This window comes from Klebsiella sp. DY2415, assembly GCF_026314315.1.
In the GTDB taxonomy this organism is placed as follows: domain Bacteria; phylum Pseudomonadota; class Gammaproteobacteria; order Enterobacterales; family Enterobacteriaceae; genus Klebsiella; species Klebsiella ornithinolytica.
Genome location: NZ_CP111115.1, coordinates 4,737,382 through 4,753,718 on the forward strand (window position 1 = coordinate 4,737,382; position 16,337 = coordinate 4,753,718).

The following is a 16,337-nucleotide window of genomic DNA, read 5'->3' on the forward strand; positions in this document are numbered from 1 at the left end:
AAAACCGGGGCGATGCCCTAATGCGGGTCACTTAAAGGTGACCCGCATTTTTTGGGTTTATCGCAGGCCAGCGCGATGCCGGTAAACGGTGGTTTGTGCGAACGACGGGACAGAAACTCCTGCAGATATGTTGAAAACCTGACAGCGCCCATAAAAAATCGGCAATCTCTTTGAGATGGCTGATTCTTACACCCCTGCCGGATCGGTCAGCCGCCCCTTAAACGATCGGCATTAGGGCATGCCCCGGTTTTGCTATGGATGGAAATTCCGCCATAATTCCGCTGTCTTATCCGGGCGGGAGATAAACTGGAAGCGGGCAGGATCGTCAATAAACTGCTGATAAACTGGCGCGGAGGTAATGCCAAACTCCGTATACTGCCGGGGGGTAATAGCCTGTAAGCGCCCGGGAATATAGTGCGAATTATGCAACCAGATAATCTGTTCATCCTGCAGCAGCGGATACCAGGCCAGCCCTTTTCGGGCGCGCACGGCATCATATTCAAAGCCGTACTCGCGATCGCACCATGCGCCAAAAGTTAAGGGTTCATCCGGGCTCGCCGAAATGGTGGCATGGCCCCAGCCGGGCGGCACCAGTACCTTTTCTCCCGGCCCGGCGATGACCGCAAAGCAGCGACCGGGGTCGTCCTCCACATACTCTTGCATGTAGATAATGGCTTTCCCCTGCCAGATTTCATACAGCTCCGGCGGCGACCAGCCGCTGTGCTGGCTGATGCGATGGACATGTCCCTGACTGCGAACCGGTTCATCCCCCAGTCGCCCGGCGGCATAGGTCACCACGCCAAACAGCAGCATCCGTTTTTTCAGCTCTTCACGATCCTGCATCCGCGCCACATCCATGGCGATGGCATACACCTCCTCCGGCCCTTCGCAGTGGGGATCGCGCAGCGAAGCGCGAATCTGATCGAGACGACGGATTTCCGGCATCGGCCCGGTGACATCATTGCCGTAGCTAAAACCCAGCGGTCGATGATGAATCGCCATATCCAGCCCGTAACAACAGTCAGATTTCGTCATTCTGCACCGCCTTTACCTGGAGAGTCCGATGCTCTTCAAAGACCCGCAGCGCAAAGCCGTTTGCCAGCGCTGCGTAATCGTGCCCCGCGACGCCGGGCCAGACCGCCAGCGCGGAAAGCGTATCGCCCCCGGTATTAATCAGCCTGTGCGCGGTGAACCCTGGAATAATATGTACTGACCCGGCAAAAACCTGCTCAAAGCGCGCTTGCCCTTGCTCATCTTGCAGGAGCAGTAGACCACTTCCCCGCAGACCAAAGTAGACTTCGCCTTGTTCACGACGGGCATGAAAATGCCCGCGGGTCATAAAATACTCGTTGCCCACTTTTCCGGGATAAAGATGGGTGACGCCGGTATACAGCGCCCCTTCCGCTGAAGAGGTATCAAGCATTTCCACATCATAAACGACCAGCTCGCCCACCATTCCCTGACGCGCGCGCTCATCGGCGAACACCTGCGCAAGATCCGCAATGCGCGTTGATTTACGTAACAACGGGCCATCGGCAAGTGCGCCGCTGGCCCAGACCACCTGCGGTGGCTGAATAAAGGAAGGATTCATATTTGTCTCCGGCCCGAGGAGAACAACAGAATAAGATTAGCAGATTAATCGATTAACCTCAGATGAGTCGGGCGACTTTGCAACTGATATCACACAAAAATCCGCCAGCGTCGCCGCTCACTCCAGCGTATAACTCACGATCAGCTGACCTTTTTTGATTTTTACCTGGCTAATCGTCACCATCCCCAGTTCAGACAGGCTGGCAACATGCGTTCCGCCGCAGGGATAGGCCGGTAATGACCCAAATCCGACCTGACGCCGCCCATCCTCAAAAGTCAGATGCCGCGGCAGATTTTCCGCCTGCCAGCCCGCGATCGTCGCCAGCAGTGCACTGGCCTCCGGCACGATGGCGGACCCGATAGCGGTGAACGTTATCCGCCCTTCTCCGGGCCAGTGGTGCGCCTTGACCGGGCGCCAGCCAGCCCGCTCGCCCGCCAGGCCTATCAGATGTCCCGCTGAGTGCAGCCGCGAGTGCAGACGCCTGGCAGCCTCATCCACCCGAATCTCCACCTCTCCAGGCGGCAGCGGTTGCGCGACAATGTGCAGGACGCTGTCGCCTCGCGCCACCACGCCTTCAACAGCAATACCGCCAATCCAGCCGCGATCGGCCGGCTGCCCGCCGCCCTGCGGGTGAAACAAGGTCTGGTTCAGCTCAATAGCGTAACGGCCATCGGCCTCACTCTGGCAACTCACGACCAGAGCTCGCATCTCGGTCTCATCGCAGGTGTAATAAAGACGTTCAGTCATGGTTGTCCTCCTCTCAGTCAGGACAGTATATTGATATTATCCATGACGATAATCCCGTCATTCATCAATGCACTTTTGCCTCAAGAGCACAAATGAATCTCAATTTACTCCCCGACCTTGCCCTGTTCGTGCAAATTGTCGATCAGGGCAGTTTTTCTGCCGTCGCCCGTATTTCCGGAGCAACGCCTTCGGCGATCAGCCGCAGCGTCTCGCGGCTGGAACAGCAAATGGGCTGTAAGCTGCTGCACCGCAGCACGCGTAAATTACGCCTGAGCGATGCCGGGAAAACGGTGTATGCGCACGCACAGGAGATGCTGGAATCGGCTCGCCAGGCGATGAATTCCGCCAGTAGTGCGCAGGAAGTGGCGCAGGGCAAACTGACGCTCAGCGTGCCGAAGGCCGTCGGGCGGTTTGTGATTCATCCGTTAATGACGGAGTTTCTCACCCGCTACCCCGGCGTGGACGTCTGTCTGCGGCTTGAGGACCGCTATCTGGATCTGATTGATGATGGTATTGATCTGGCGCTGCGGATTACCCACACCCCCTCTCCCGGGCTACACGGCAAGCCGCTGATGCCGGTGACCCACGTGATCTGCGCCACACCGGATTATTTGCAGCAGCATGGCACGCCGCAAACGCCGGCGGAGCTGCGCGCTCACAGCTGCATCAGCCTGGGCGAAACGCCGGCCGACTCACGTTGGAAATTCCGACGGGCGGGTAAAACGGAAACTATCCAGACTCACGGACGCTACGCCGCCAACCATACTGCCGTGCGCCTTGATGCGGTGCAGCAGCATTTAGGTATCGGCAGCCTGCCGCTGTTTACCGCCCGCGACGCGCTGGCCCGGGGCGATATCGTCCAGGTTCTGGCAGAATGGGAGTTTATCAGTAGCTATACCGGACAGCTGTGGTTGCTGTGGTCGGGCAATAAACATATGCCCGCCAGAATGCGGGCCATGATTGATTTTCTGAGCGAGAAAATTGACGGTCGTCTGGCTGCTTACGGCGCCAGGGCCAACACTTCCGCCACCCAGCGCTGAAAACCGTCCACATCCAGCGCCAGCGCAACGTTCGCGTTCGCCGGCTGCCCCAGTCGCCCTTCGATATCGACGACGGTGGTGCCGGATGTCCAGGTCCCCTGCGTTTCCACCGCCACAAAGCACGGTTGCAGGGTAAACAGTTCAGGGCGCACCAGCCAGGCAATGGCGCACAGGTCATGCATGCGCAGCCCGCTGCTCATGCTGCCGCTGCGATAATGGCTGAACAGCGCGTGGAGCATCTTTCCGGTCTTGTTCAACGCGGGCAGCGTGGCAAGGTACTCCGGCGTCAGCATTGCCCGGTTCGTCACGTCGAGCCCGCACATCACGATCTCCAGACCGCTGCGAAATACGCTGGCCGCGGCTTCCGGATCGATAGCAATATTGAACTCCGCATTAGGCGTAAAGTTACCGCGCCCGGCGGAACCGCCCATGATCACCAGCCGGCGAATATTAAAGCGACATTCCGGGTACTGCGTCAGGAGCAGCGCAATATTGGTCAACGGACCAATCGCCACCAGCGTAATCGGCTCCTGAGCATGCATCAGCGCATCGCGAATGGCCTGAAAGGCCGGTTTCGGCAATGGCTGACAGTCATGCTCGACAAAATCATACCCTTCCATGCCGGACTCGCCGTGCACGGAGGCCGCATCGCGCAGCGGGCGCAAGAGCGGCATCGACGCTCCCTGAGCCAGAGGAACCTTCGCCTGCCAGAAATGCAGCAGCTGCAGGGCGTTACGCGTGGTTTTTTCCACCGACACGTTCCCCGCCACCGTCGTCACCAGCTGCAGATCGAGCTCGGGGGCGAATAGCGCGGCGGCGATCGCCGCCGCGTCGTCAATGCCGGGATCGGTATCAAGAATGATCGGTAAGCGCATCGTTTCTCCCAAAAAAAATGCCAGACGTTAAGTCTGGCATCTTCTCACATCCGCCGGCGAAAGAACTTAGTCTACTTCACGGACATCAACCCGCAGCTCTTTCGGTACTTCGAAAACGATATTCTCTTCACGCCCTTCCAGCGGGACGGCTTCTCCACCGCCCAGCGCCTGCAGACGCGCAATCACGTTCTGCACCAGGATATCCGGGGCCGATGCGCCTGCGGTCACGCCAACGCACGCGGCCTCTTTGACCCACGCTTCCTGAATATCCGTCGCGTCGTCAATCAGATAGGCTGCTTTCCCCATCCGCTGAGCGAGCTCCGCCAGGCGGTTGGAGTTAGAGGAGTTTTTCGACCCCACCACCAGCACGACATCGGCCTGTTCCGCCAGCGCGCGAACCGCTTCCTGACGGTTGGTCGTTGCGTAACAGATATCGTCTTTACGCGGCCCGACGATTTTCGGGAAACGTTCGCGCAGCGCGTCGATCACATCCGAAGTGTCATCTACCGAGAGGGTGGTCTGCGTCATAAACGACAGCCGGGCGTCGTTTTTCACATCCAGCGTCCAGACATCATCGGGTGATTCCACCAGATACATTCCCCCTTCCGGGTTGCTGTACTGGCCCATCGTCCCTTCCACTTCCGGGTGACCGGCATGGCCAATAAGGATCGACTCTTCGCCGCGACGGCTGGCGCGGGCGACTTCCATATGTACTTTGGTCACCAGCGGACAGGTCGCGTCAAAGACCGTCAGATCGCGGTTTTTCGCTTCATTACGTACCGCCTGAGAGACGCCGTGCGCGGAGAAAATCAGGATCGCGCCATCAGGCACTTCGCTAATCTGTTCGATAAAAATGGCGCCGCGCTTGCGCAGGCTATCGACCACATAGCGGTTATGCACCACTTCATGACGCACATAGATCGGCGCGCCGTAGAGCGTCAGCGCGTTTTCGACAATGCTGATAGCGCGGTCAACGCCGGCGCAAAAGCCGCGCGGGTTAGCCAACAGGATCTGCATTTCACTCCTCCAGCGCCGGATCGATTTCCAGCACTTCAATATCAAAATGGACGGTGCGCCCGGCCAGCGGGTGGTTGAAATCCACGGTGATCGAATCGCCGTTCACTTCACGAATCACGCCGGGCATTTCGCTGCCATCCATTGCGGTAAAGAGCATAATCGCGCCGATTTCCGGCTCGCCCGCATCGATAAATTCGCGGCGGGAAAAATACTGGATAAGATCCGGGCTTGGTATGCCAAACGCAGCATCGGGCTCCAGCGAGAATACCTTTTTCTCCCCCTCTTTCAGACCAAGAAGCTGTTGTTCCAGACCTTCAGACAGGGAGGTGTCGCCAAGGCGAAACAGGGCAGGTTTGCCGTTATTGCGGGTGGATTCAGCCGTTGAGCCATCATCCAGTTTCAGCGTGAAGTGAACGAGGATCGCGCTGTTGCTCTGTACGGATTTAGACATGCAGGTTTGCTCTTTAAAATTTCAGCCGCCTGTTTGCCCGGTGGCGCTACGCTTACCGGGCCGACAAGGAGCGCAGTACATTATAGGCCAGATAAGCGCCAGCGCCATCCGGCAATGTTTATGCGGCTTTTTTCTCTTTAGAAGGCAGGAAGCCTTCCAGCACAATCAGCGCTGCGCCGATACAAATTGCGGTATCAGCGAGGTTGAAGGTGGCGAAATGCCAGTCCCCGACGTAGAAATCAATCATATCGACGACGAAACCATGCCATAGCCGATCAAACAAATTCCCCAGCGCGCCGCCAATAATCAGCGCGTAGGCAATGTTGTTCAGCTTTTGCGTGGCTTTTGAGCGATACATCAAGACCGCCAGAATCACGCAGATACCGATGGCAATGCCGGCAAAGAACCAGCGCTGCCAGCCGCCGCTATCGGCAAGGAAACTAAAAGCTGCGCCATAGTTACGCGCATAGTGCAGATTAAGCGACGGAAACAGCGATACCGTATCCCCCAGAGCAAAGTTCTGGAGGATCAGGAATTTACTGCCCAGGTCAATAATCAGCACGGCTACGACGACCCAAAGCCAGCGTAGCCCCGTTGAACAGACAGATTTACTCATCAGGCAAACTTACGTTTTTCGCCGTCACCGGCGACGTTGCTGACACAGCGACCGCAGATTTCCGCGTGTTCCGCCACCTTGCCGACATCGCTGGTGTAGTGCCAGCAGCGTGGGCATTTCTCGCCTTCGGCTTTACTCAGCACGACTTTCAGACCTTTCAGCAGTTCACTCTGCCAGGCATCAGCCGGCGCCTGTGCATGATCGGCAACCGTCGCCCCGGAGGTCAACAGGACAAATCGTAATTCGCTGCCCAGCGCGTTCAGCTTCGCGGCCAGATCGGCATCGGCATACAGCGTGACCGCCGCTTCCAGAGAACCGCCCACCCGCTTGTCAGCACGCGCCTGCTCGATGACCTTATTGACTTCGCCACGTACCTGCAGCAGATCGTCCCAGAAGCCGTCGTTCATCGCTTCGTCGTCGGCCAGGCCAAACAGACCTTCATACCACTCACCGGTGAAGACGTATTTTTCGCGGGAACCCGGCAGGTAGCCCCAGATTTCGTCTGCGGTGAAGGACATGATCGGCGCCATCCAGCGAACCAGCGCTTCCACAATATGGAACAGCGCGGTCTGGCAGCTGCGACGCGCCACGCTGTCCGCTTTCGCGGTGTACTGGCGATCTTTGATGATGTCGAGGTAGAACGAGCCCATCTCAATGGAGCAGAAGCGCATCAGGCGCTGCACCACTTCGTGGAAGTCGTAAGACTCATAGGCCTTCAGGATATCTTCCTGCGCCGCTTTCGCGCAGCCTACCGCCCAACGATCGAGCACCACCATCTCTTCCGGTTTCACCATGTCTTTAACCGGATCGAAACCGTTAAGGTTCGCCAGCAGGAAGCGCGCGGTGTTACGGATACGACGATAGCTGTCGGCGGCGCGTTTAAGGATCTCGTCAGAGACCGCCATTTCGCCGGTGTAATCGGTCGACGCGACCCACAGACGCAGGATATCCGCGCCCAGCTTGTTCATCACATCCTGCGGAGAGACGGTGTTACCGATGGATTTGGACATTTTACGTCCCTGACCATCAACGGTGAAACCGTGCGTCAGCACCTGGCGGTACGGCGCTTTGCCCTTCATCGCCGTGGAGATCATCAGCGAGGACATGAACCAGCCGCGATGCTGGTCGGAACCTTCCAGATACATATCGGCGGCGTGACCGGAGAATTCCGGGCGTACGTCAACCACGGAAGAGTGGGTAGAACCGGAGTCGAACCATACGTCCAGAGTATCCGGCACTTTCTCGTAGCTGTCGGCATCGGCACCGAGGATGTCGCGGGAGTCGAGATCCCACCACGCCTGAATACCGTCCACCTCAACGCGCTTCGCCACTTCTTCCATCAGTTCCAGGGTGTTCGGGTGCAGTTCCTGGGTCTCTTTGTGCACAAACAGAGACATCGGCACACCCCAGGTACGCTGACGGGAGATACACCAGTCAGGACGGTTGGCCACCATCGATTCAATACGCGCCTGGCCCCAGTCCGGGATCCACTGCACGCCTTTGATCTCTTTCAGCGACTGCGCGCGCAGGCCTTTCTGATCCATGCTGACGAACCACTGTGGGGTCGCACGGAAGATGATCGGCGACTTGTGACGCCAGCAGCATGGATAGCTGTGCTGCATTTTCTCAACGTGTAGCAGCGCGCCGCTTTCGCGCAGCATCTCGACGATGATGTCGTTCGCTTTAAAGACGTTAATACCGTCCAGCGCCGGCCAGGTCCCTGGCAGGTAGGAACCGTCCGGGCCGACCGGGTTAGCAATTTCCAGACCGTATTTCTGGCTGATGGTGTAGTCGTCCGGACCGTGGCCGCCGGCGGTATGCACCGCACCGGTACCCGCATCGAGGGTAACGTGGTCGCCGAGGATCGCCGGAACGTCGAAGTCGAGGAACGGATGCTTAAAGCGCATCAGCTCCAGTTCATCACCTTTCACCGCCGCCAGGATGGTGTAATCCGCCATACCCGCGCGTTTCATCACGCTTTCAACCAGATCTTTCGCCAGGATCAGCGCCTGACCTGCAACCTGCACCAGCGCATAGTCGAATTCCGGCGACAGGGAGATAGCGCGGTTGGCAGGCAGGGTCCACGGGGTGGTGGTCCAGATAACCAGGGATACCGGGCCGGTAACATCGGCAACGCCGAATTTCGCCAGCACCGCGGCTTTGTCTACCGCGTGGAACGCGACGTCGATAGAAGGAGACGTTTTGTCGTAATACTCGACTTCTGCTTCCGCCAGCGCAGAACGGCAGTCAACGCACCAGTGCACCGGCTTCGCGCCTTTGTGCAGGTGGCCGTTGCCAATGATTTTACCCAGCGCACGGATGATGTTGGCTTCGGTTTTGAAGTCCATGGTCAGGTACGGACGCGACCAGTCGCCCAGCACGCCCAGGCGGATAAAGTCTTTACGCTGGCCGTCAACCTGGGTCGCGGCATATTCGCGGCACTTGGCGCGGAATTCAGCGGCGGTGAATTTCTCACCCGGCTTGCCATATTCCTGCTCCACTTTCAGCTCGATCGGCAGACCGTGGCAGTCCCAACCTGGAACGTAAGGCGAGTCATAGCCCGTCAGTCCTTTGGACTTAACGATAATGTCTTTCAGAATCTTGTTAACCGAGTGACCAATATGAATGCTGCCATTCGCATAAGGAGGGCCATCATGCAGAATGAAGGTTTTTTTGCCTTTTTTCGCTGCACGGATGATGCCGTACAGGTCATCATCGGTCCAACGCGCCAGCATTCCCGGTTCGCGCTTGGCGAGATCGCCACGCATCGGGAACCCTGTTTCCGGCAAATTCAGGGTGGATTTATAGTCACTCATCAGATTCTCGGTTCCGTATTTCGGTTTGATAAACACCAACAGACTTATGCCTGCCTGGCCAGCCCAAAGAACTCGCGGGCCGTTAACTCATCACGTGCAATTTGCGCTTTCAGCTCATCAAGCGACGCAAATCGCTGCTCGTTACGTATTTTTTTACGCAGTATTACGTCTATATGGCGACCATAAAGGTCCATTACAACGTCCAGCAAATGCACTTCCAGCTGCTGGCGAACGCCAGCAACCGTTGGACGGGTGCCAATGTTGGCGACGCCCACCAGCGGTTTGTCGCCCAGTCCTGTTACTTCCACCGCATAGACCCCTTTTACCGGGGAAACCTGACGGCGTAGCGGTAAGTTCGCCGTCGGAAAACCAATAGTACGCCCCAGCTCATCGCCGTGGACCACGCGTCCGGAGATCGTAAAGGGATGACCCAGCAGGTTTTCCGCCTGCACAAGGTCGTCATCCGCCAGCGCCTGGCGCACCGCCGTGCTGCTGATACGTACACCGCCTTCGCAGAAAGTTTGGGTGCTGGTTACGTCAAAACCATATTCCGCCCCGGCTTTCTGTAATAACAAGAAATCCCCCTGGCGACCAGCGCCAAAGCGGAAATCATCCCCCACAGCGAGGAACTGCACGCCTAACCGGCGCACCAGCAGTTCGCTGATAAAATCCTGGGCGGTCAGGGCGGCGAAGCGGCGGTCAAAGCGCACGCACAGCACATAGTCGACGCCGCTTTCAGCCAGATAGCTCAGCTTTTCCCGCAGACGCGTCAAACGGGCGGGCGCCTTATCGGCGGCAAACAGCTCCAGCGGCTGTGGTTCGAAAATCATCACCACCACCGGTAAACCACGCTGGCGGCCCTCGGCGCGCAAACGCTGCAGCAGCGCCTGATGCCCGCGATGCACACCGTCAAAATTACCAATGGTCAGCACGCACCCGTGCGGCGCCTGACTGAGATTATGTATGCCGCGTATCAGCTTCATGTCTGGCTCAAAACAGTGAAAATCGTCCGAGTATACCTTGTACAACTGACGACGTTAACCAGCGATTGCACCTCTTAACCGAAAGATCCCGGGAATTCATCAACTCAGCGCGGGAATGCGGCAAAAACTACCCGAGCCCAGCGATTTTTATGGTGGAAAGGCTGTATTCGCCAGCAACAAGCTGGTAGAATCTTGCGCCATCACTACGTAATAAAGCGTCGTTGTTTTAAGCGGCGCTTATTTGCACAAATCCATTGACAAAAGAAGGCTAAACGGGCATATTCCTCGGCCTTTGAATTGTCCATATAGAACACATTTGGGAGTTGGACCTTGGCTAATATCAAATCAGCTAAGAAGCGCGCCGTTCAGTCTGAAAAGGCCCGCAAGCACAACGCTAGCCGTCGCTCTATGATGCGTACTTTCATCAAGAAAGTATACGCAGCTATCGAAGCTGGCGACAAAGCTACTGCACTGAAAGCATTTAACGAAATGCAACCAATCGTGGACCGTCAGGCTGCTAAAGGTCTGATCCACAAAAACAAAGCTGCGCGTCATAAAGCAAACCTGACCGCTCAGATCAACAAACTGGCTTAATCGTCTGCTTGTTATCGCTTTGTAAAAAAACCCGCGAAAGCGGGTTTTTTTATGTCTGTCAGTTACGGCTGCGGCGTCGTGAAGAGTGACGAATAGTCGCGATTGCAAATCCGTTGCACCGCCGGATGCTGAATCATCCTTTCGGCAAAAATGGCGTGATACTCCTCCATCACATTCTCCATCCGTCCGATCTCAATAATCGTCTCGTCCTGATAGAAGTCATGCGCGTAAAGCGTCGGCGCGACAAAAATCGCATTATGCGCCGCACCGAACGCCTTCATCAGCGCCGCATCGTCAAACTCACCGAGAATCTCGACCTTCAGCCCCTGGGAGTTGAACCAGTTCAGAAGCTTGCGTCCCAGCATCGAGCGCCGACCGGGGATCAGCAGACGACGCTCCTCCAGACAGGCGGGGAACGGTTTTTCCGGCGGCGGGTTCATACACCAGAAGCTCACGCTGCACTCGCCGATACGTACGGAGAACAGCCCTTCCTGCTGGGTGGAATCGATGGGGCAGTCTGAGATGATCATATCGAGCTTGTGCTGGCTGAGCTGTTCAAGCAGCATTTCGTGAGTCGATTCAAAGCAACGCAGATGAATCTGTTCATTATCCACTACCGCCGCATCCAGCACCCCGCTCACCAGTCGTTTCGACAAAGCATCGGCAACGCCGACATCGAACAGCAGGTTAGACTCTTTGCGGTAGTTCACAATATCGAGCATCTCCTGGCTCAGCGTGAACATGCGGTCCGCATAGCGGAATACCAGCTCGCCCAGTTCACTCGGCTCCAGCCCCCGCCCCTTGCGTTTAAACAATTTCCCCTGCAAACGCTCTTCGAGCGCTTTGATTTGCCCGGTAATGGTCTGCGGCGTCAGAAACAAAGCCTCCGCGGCGCCGACAACAGAACCTTCTTTGTAAACGTGCCAGAAGTAATACAGGTGGTTGTAATTAATATGCGACATGTTTCTCTCCCTGATAATGCCAGGGGAGCCCTTACAGGCTCCCCGTCGAATGTTAAGCCGTCGTGGTATCCGCAATACGCCTGCGTAGTATCATATACCCGGTCACGGCCGACAGGACCGATCCAATCAGGATGCCCAGCTTGGCCCAGTTGATTAAGCCAGGGTTAACGCTGCTGAAGGCCAGACTGGCGATGAAAATCGACATCGTGAAGCCAATCCCGCACAGAATGCCGACCGCCACAATCTGCTTGCAGGTCGTCCCTTCCGGCAGCGATGCCCATTTCAGTTTTAACGCCAGCCAGCAGAACAGGCTGATACCCAGCGGTTTGCCGATAAACAGCCCGGCAATAATCCCCAGCGGCAGCAGTGACGTCAGTCCTTCAATCGTTACCCCTTGCAGCGAGACGCCTGCGTTAGCGAAGGCGAAAAGCGGCAGAATCAGGTAAGCCACCCACGGATGCAGGACATGCTCAAGCTGCTTAGCCGGTGATTTACCGCCCTGCTCCTTCAGCGGGATCATAAAGCCAACGATCACCCCGGCTAACGTCGCATGAACCCCGGACTTCAGGACCGCAGTCCATAGCACCGCGCCGACCAGGATATAGATACCGGTGCGTCGGACGCCGCAAAGATTGAGCGCGACCAGCACGGCAATCGCCCCAGCCGCCACGCCCAGCGACAGGACGGAAAGGTCACTGGTATAAAACAGGGCAATGATGATAATGGCGCCCAGGTCGTCGATAATCGCCAGCGCCATCAGGAAGATTTTCAACGCCGGCGGTACGCGACTGCCCAGCAGCGCCAGCACGCCCAGCGCAAAAGCGATATCGGTCGCCGCCGGAATCGCCCACCCCTCCCGGGTAATCGGATCCTGAGCATTAAACGCCAGGTAGATCAGCGCCGGGACAATCATCCCACCTAAGGCAGCCACGACCGGGAAAACGGCCTGACGGCGGCTGGCCAGCGCCCCCTGAATCATCTCTCGCTTCACTTCCAGGCCAATCAGTAAGAAGAAGACGGCCATCAGCGCATCGTTAATCCACAGCAGCATGTTCTTATTGATTTCTAACGCACCAACACGCAGCTGAACGGGTGTTTCCAGAAAGGAATGGTAAATACCGCTGGTCGCGTCAGTATTAGCCAACAGCATGGCCAACGCGGCCGCAAAAATGAGGATAATGCCCCCTGAAGCATCGCTACTGAAAAAACGCTGCAGATGTTTCACTTTTACTCTCTCTATAAGGCTAATTCATCGATGAAACTATTCTAGTCGCCATAACACTTCGAAAAAATAAGATTATTATTGCGTTATAGCTCGATTTTTACGATATAAGACAGACGGCAAAGTGCGACTCTGACCGGAGGGATTCAGCCATCATTAACAGATAGCGGGCTGGAAACAAAAAAGCCACTTTAACAATAAAGTGGCTTTTCAGAATCGCAGCAGATTAGCGCGTCAGGTCGTCGAAGAATTTCTTCACGCCATCAAAGAAACTTTTGGAGCGCGGGCTGTTTTTTTCACCCGTTGGGCCGCCAAAACTTTCCTGAAGATCCTTCAGCAGCTGTTTCTGTTTTTCATTAAGCCCTACCGGCGTTTCAACCACCACGCGGCACAGCAGATCGCCCTGCGCGCCACCGCGTACGGATTTCACGCCTTTGCCACGCATGCGGAATAGCTTACCGGTCTGCGTTTCGCCAGGCACCTTCAGATTGACGCGGCCATCCAGCGTCGGGACTTCAATCTCGCCGCCGAGGGCAGCCATGGTGAAGTTGATCGGCACTTCGCAGTACAGGTTATTGCCTTCGCGCTCAAAGATAGCGTGCTGCTTAACCTGGACCTGAACGTACAGATCGCCAGCCGGAGCGCCGTGCTCGCCCGCTTCGCCTTCGCCTGAAAGACGAATACGATCGCCGGTATCAACACCAGCCGGGATTTTGACCGACAGGGTTTTAGTCTTCTCGACACGGCCGTGACCGTGGCATTTGTTGCACGGATCCTTAATCAGCGTACCGCGTCCCTGGCAATGCGGACAGGTTTGCTGAACGGCGAAGAAGCCCTGGCGCATCTGCACCTGACCGGCACCGTGACAGGTTGGACAGGTTTGCGGTTTGCTGCCCGCTTTCGCGCCGCTGCCGTGGCAGACGTCACACTCTTCCAGCGTCGGGATGCGAATCTCTTTAGTCACGCCGCGAACGGCTTCTTCCAGCGTCAGGTCCATGTTGTAGCGCAGGTCAGCGCCACGCGCCGCACGCTGACGGCCACGACCGCCGCCGAAGATATCGCCAAACACGTCGCCAAAGATATCGCTGAAATCGGCACCGCCGCCAAAACCACCGCCGCCGCCGCCCATGCCACCTTGTTCAAAGGCGGCGTGGCCGTACTGATCGTAGGCCGCACGCTTCTGGTCATCAGTCAGGATTTCATACGCTTCTTTAATTTCTTTAAACTTCGCTTCGGCTTCTTTATCACCCTGGTTACGGTCCGGGTGGTATTTCATGGCCAGGCGCTTGTAAGCCTTTTTGATTTCACGCTCTTCCGCTGTTTTGGAAACGCCCAAAATCTCGTAATAATCTTGCTTTGCCATTGGTGTTTTTCAGCCCCTTAACATGCGTGCACGGGCGGAGAGGAAACCTCTTCGCCCGTGCCAGTGTTTTACCCGTTCAAAGGGCGATTATTTTTTGTCTTTCACTTCTTCAAACTCGGCGTCAACGACATCGTCGTCTTTCGCGTTGCTTTCAGAAGCTTCAGCACCGCCAGCCTGCTGCTGAGCGTGTTGCTGCTGAGCAATTTCCATCAGCTTCTGGGAAGCCTGAGCCAGCGCCTGCATTTTCGCTTCGATGTCCGCTTTGTCTTCACCTTTCAGTGAAGTTTCCAGCGCGGTCAGCGCAGACTCGATGGCAGTTTTGTCGTCAGCCGGCAGTTTGTCGCCCGCTTCTTCAACCTGCTTACGCGTGCTGTGCAGCAGATGGTCGCCCTGGTTACGGGTCTGAACCAGTTCTTCGAACTTACGGTCAGATTCAGCGTTCGCTTCCGCATCACGAACCATTTTGGCAATTTCTTCTTCGTTCAGACCAGAAGAGGCCTTAATGGTGATTTTCTGCTCTTTACCGCTGTTTTTGTCTTTGGCGGACACGTGCAGGATACCATCAGCATCGATGTCGAAGGTGACTTCGATCTGCGGCATACCGCGCGGTGCCGGGTTAATCCCATCCAGGTTGAACTGACCCAGTGATTTGTTATCGGAAGCGCGTTTACGCTCACCCTGAATCACGTGGATGGTTACCGCAGACTGGTTGTCTTCTGCAGTAGAGAACACCTGGCTGTGCTTGGTCGGGATAGTGGTGTTCTTGTTGATCAGCGCAGTCATCACGCCGCCCATGGTTTCGATACCCAGCGACAGCGGGGTAACGTCCAGCAGCAGAACGTCTTTGACTTCACCAGTCAGTACACCACCCTGAACCGCAGCACCGATCGCCACAGCTTCATCCGGGTTAACGTCTTTACGCGGCTCTTTACCAAAGAACTCAGCCACTTTCTTCTGCACCATTGGCATACGAGTCTGACCACCAACCAGGATAACGTCCTGGATGTCAGACACGGACAGACCCGCGTCCTGCAGCGCAACCTTCAGCGGCTCGATAGAACGGTTCACCAGATCTTCAACCAGGCTTTCCAGTTTCGCACGAGTCACTTTGATGTTCATGTGTTTCGGACCGGTGGCATCTGCAGTGATGTACGGCAGGTTCACGTCGGTCTGCTGAGCGGAAGAAAGCTCGATTTTCGCTTTTTCAGCCGCTTCTTTCAGACGCTGCATGGCCAGCGGATCGTTACGCAGGTCAATGCCCTGATCTTTCTTAAACTCATCAACGAGGTAGTTGATCATACGGCTATCGAAGTCTTCACCACCCAGGTGGGTATCACCGTTGGTTGCCAGAACTTCGAAGGTTTTTTCGCCGTCAACTTCGTCGATTTCGATAATAGAGATATCGAAGGTACCACCACCGAGGTCGTAAACCGCGATAGTACGGTTGCCGACTTCTTTATCCAGACCGTAAGCCAGTGCAGCGGCGGTCGGTTCGTTGATGATACGTTTGACTTCCAGACCTGCGATACGGCCGGCATCTTTCGTTGCCTGACGCTGAGCATCGTTGAAGTATGCAGGTACGGTGATAACCGCTTCAGTTACCGGCTCACCCAGGTAATCTTCAGCCGTTTTCTTCATTTTTTTCAGCACTTCAGCAGAAATCTGCGGCGGCGCCATTTTCTGACCTTTCACATCAAGCCATGCGTCGCCGTTGTCGGCGCCGATGATTTTGTACGGCATGATGGATACGTCACGCTGAACTTCTTCGTCCTGGAAGCGGCGACCAATCAGGCGTTTAATCGCAAACAGGGTGTTTTGCGGGTTTGTCACTGCCTGACGTTTAGCCGGCTGACCAACCAGAGTTTCACCATCCTGGGTATAAGCAATGATAGAAGGCGTGGTGCGATCGCCTTCGGCGTTCTCCAGCACACGTGCAGTAGTGCCATCCATAATCGCTACACAAGAGTTGGTAGTACCCAGGTCGATACCAATAATTTTACCCATCTAAACGTCTCCACTAAAAATTCGATCAACATGTGGTTGTAAACCTGTAATAAGGG

The 16,337-nt window shown here is 56.2% G+C and carries 15 protein-coding genes and 1 pseudogene; 2 read left to right on the forward strand and 14 right to left on the reverse strand.

All coding sequences use genetic code 11. The annotated features are described in order from the left end of the window. Window positions 1-252 precede the first annotated feature (252 nt). From OQV00_RS22460 to OQV00_RS22470, 3 genes are all read right to left on the reverse strand, one after another. A complete protein-coding gene (locus tag OQV00_RS22460) occupies window positions 253-1,035 on the reverse strand; it encodes a glucose-6-phosphate isomerase family protein (protein WP_004857738.1) in 783 nt (260 codons plus the stop codon). Then, window positions 1,022-1,591 carry a glucose-6-phosphate isomerase family protein gene (locus tag OQV00_RS22465; RefSeq protein ID WP_004857736.1) on the reverse strand — a complete coding sequence of 190 codons (570 nt, stop codon included), beginning with the start codon at window positions 1,589-1,591 and terminating at the stop codon, window positions 1,022-1,024. Before OQV00_RS22465 ends, OQV00_RS22460 begins: the two co-directional genes overlap by 14 nt. A 117-nt stretch (window positions 1,592-1,708) precedes the next feature. Beyond that, window positions 1,709-2,338, reverse strand: coding sequence for an alanyl-tRNA editing protein (locus OQV00_RS22470; RefSeq protein ID WP_015585179.1), 630 nt, complete (start codon window positions 2,336-2,338; stop codon window positions 1,709-1,711). Window positions 2,339-2,430: 92 nt separating this feature from the next. Between OQV00_RS22470 and OQV00_RS22475 the strand changes: the two genes are divergently transcribed. After that, window positions 2,431-3,378 carry a LysR family transcriptional regulator gene (locus tag OQV00_RS22475; RefSeq protein ID WP_088911864.1) on the forward strand — a complete coding sequence of 316 codons (948 nt, stop codon included), beginning with the start codon at window positions 2,431-2,433 and terminating at the stop codon, window positions 3,376-3,378. Here OQV00_RS22475 and rihC read toward each other — a convergent pair. The 7 genes and pseudogenes from rihC to OQV00_RS22510 all read right to left on the reverse strand — a co-directional run. Then, complete coding sequence (gene rihC, locus OQV00_RS22480) at window positions 3,339-4,253, reverse strand: ribonucleoside hydrolase RihC (protein ID WP_266279446.1); 915 nt, start codon at window positions 4,251-4,253, stop codon at window positions 3,339-3,341. The two genes, OQV00_RS22475 and rihC, sit on opposite strands and share 40 nt — an antisense overlap. 66 nt (window positions 4,254-4,319) lie before the next feature. Further along, window positions 4,320-5,270: a 4-hydroxy-3-methylbut-2-enyl diphosphate reductase gene (gene ispH, locus OQV00_RS22485; protein WP_004857727.1), complete on the reverse strand. Its 951-nt coding sequence runs from the start codon at window positions 5,268-5,270 to the stop codon at window positions 4,320-4,322. A gap of 1 nt (window position 5,271) precedes the next feature. Next, window positions 5,272-5,721, reverse strand: coding sequence for an FKBP-type peptidyl-prolyl cis-trans isomerase (fkpB, locus tag OQV00_RS22490; RefSeq protein WP_004857725.1), 450 nt, complete (start codon window positions 5,719-5,721; stop codon window positions 5,272-5,274). Between the two features lie 118 nt (window positions 5,722-5,839). After that, a complete protein-coding gene (gene lspA, locus OQV00_RS22495; RefSeq protein ID WP_004857723.1) occupies window positions 5,840-6,337 on the reverse strand; it encodes a signal peptidase II in 498 nt (165 codons plus the stop codon). Further along, a complete protein-coding gene (gene ileS / locus OQV00_RS22500; RefSeq protein WP_004857721.1) occupies window positions 6,337-9,153 on the reverse strand; it encodes an isoleucine--tRNA ligase in 2,817 nt (938 codons plus the stop codon). Before ileS ends, lspA begins: the two co-directional genes overlap by 1 nt. Window positions 9,154-9,197: 44 nt before the next feature. Next, on the reverse strand, window positions 9,198-10,136 hold the full coding sequence (gene ribF / locus OQV00_RS22505) for a bifunctional riboflavin kinase/FAD synthetase (RefSeq protein ID WP_004857719.1): 939 nt from the start codon (window positions 10,134-10,136) through the stop codon (window positions 9,198-9,200). A 7-nt stretch (window positions 10,137-10,143) separates the two neighbouring features. Further along, a pseudogene (locus tag OQV00_RS22510) lies at window positions 10,144-10,347 on the reverse strand (DUF2575 domain-containing protein); the annotation flags it as partial. A 119-nt stretch (window positions 10,348-10,466) separates the two neighbouring features. Between OQV00_RS22510 and rpsT the strand changes: the two are divergent. Then, window positions 10,467-10,730 carry a 30S ribosomal protein S20 gene (gene rpsT / locus OQV00_RS22515; RefSeq protein ID WP_003018940.1) on the forward strand — a complete coding sequence of 88 codons (264 nt, stop codon included), beginning with the start codon at window positions 10,467-10,469 and terminating at the stop codon, window positions 10,728-10,730. Window positions 10,731-10,792: 62 nt separating this feature from the next. Here the strand turns inward: rpsT and nhaR are convergent, their stop codons facing one another. The 4 genes from nhaR to dnaK form a co-directional block, all read right to left on the reverse strand. Further along, the gene (gene nhaR / locus OQV00_RS22520; protein WP_004857714.1) at window positions 10,793-11,692 is read right to left on the reverse strand and encodes a transcriptional activator NhaR; all 900 of its coding nucleotides are present in this window, start codon (window positions 11,690-11,692) and stop codon (window positions 10,793-10,795) included. 52 nt (window positions 11,693-11,744) lie between these two features. After that, a complete protein-coding gene (gene nhaA / locus OQV00_RS22525; protein WP_064359593.1) occupies window positions 11,745-12,917 on the reverse strand; it encodes a Na+/H+ antiporter NhaA in 1,173 nt (390 codons plus the stop codon). Window positions 12,918-13,140: 223 nt separating this feature from the next. Further along, window positions 13,141-14,277, reverse strand: coding sequence for a molecular chaperone DnaJ (gene dnaJ, locus OQV00_RS22530; RefSeq protein ID WP_004857710.1), 1,137 nt, complete (start codon window positions 14,275-14,277; stop codon window positions 13,141-13,143). Window positions 14,278-14,364: 87 nt separating this feature from the next. Further along, window positions 14,365-16,281, reverse strand: a complete 1,917-nt coding sequence (dnaK, locus tag OQV00_RS22535) for a molecular chaperone DnaK (RefSeq protein WP_004857708.1) — start codon at window positions 16,279-16,281, stop codon at window positions 14,365-14,367. Window positions 16,282-16,337: the final 56 nt, after the last annotated feature.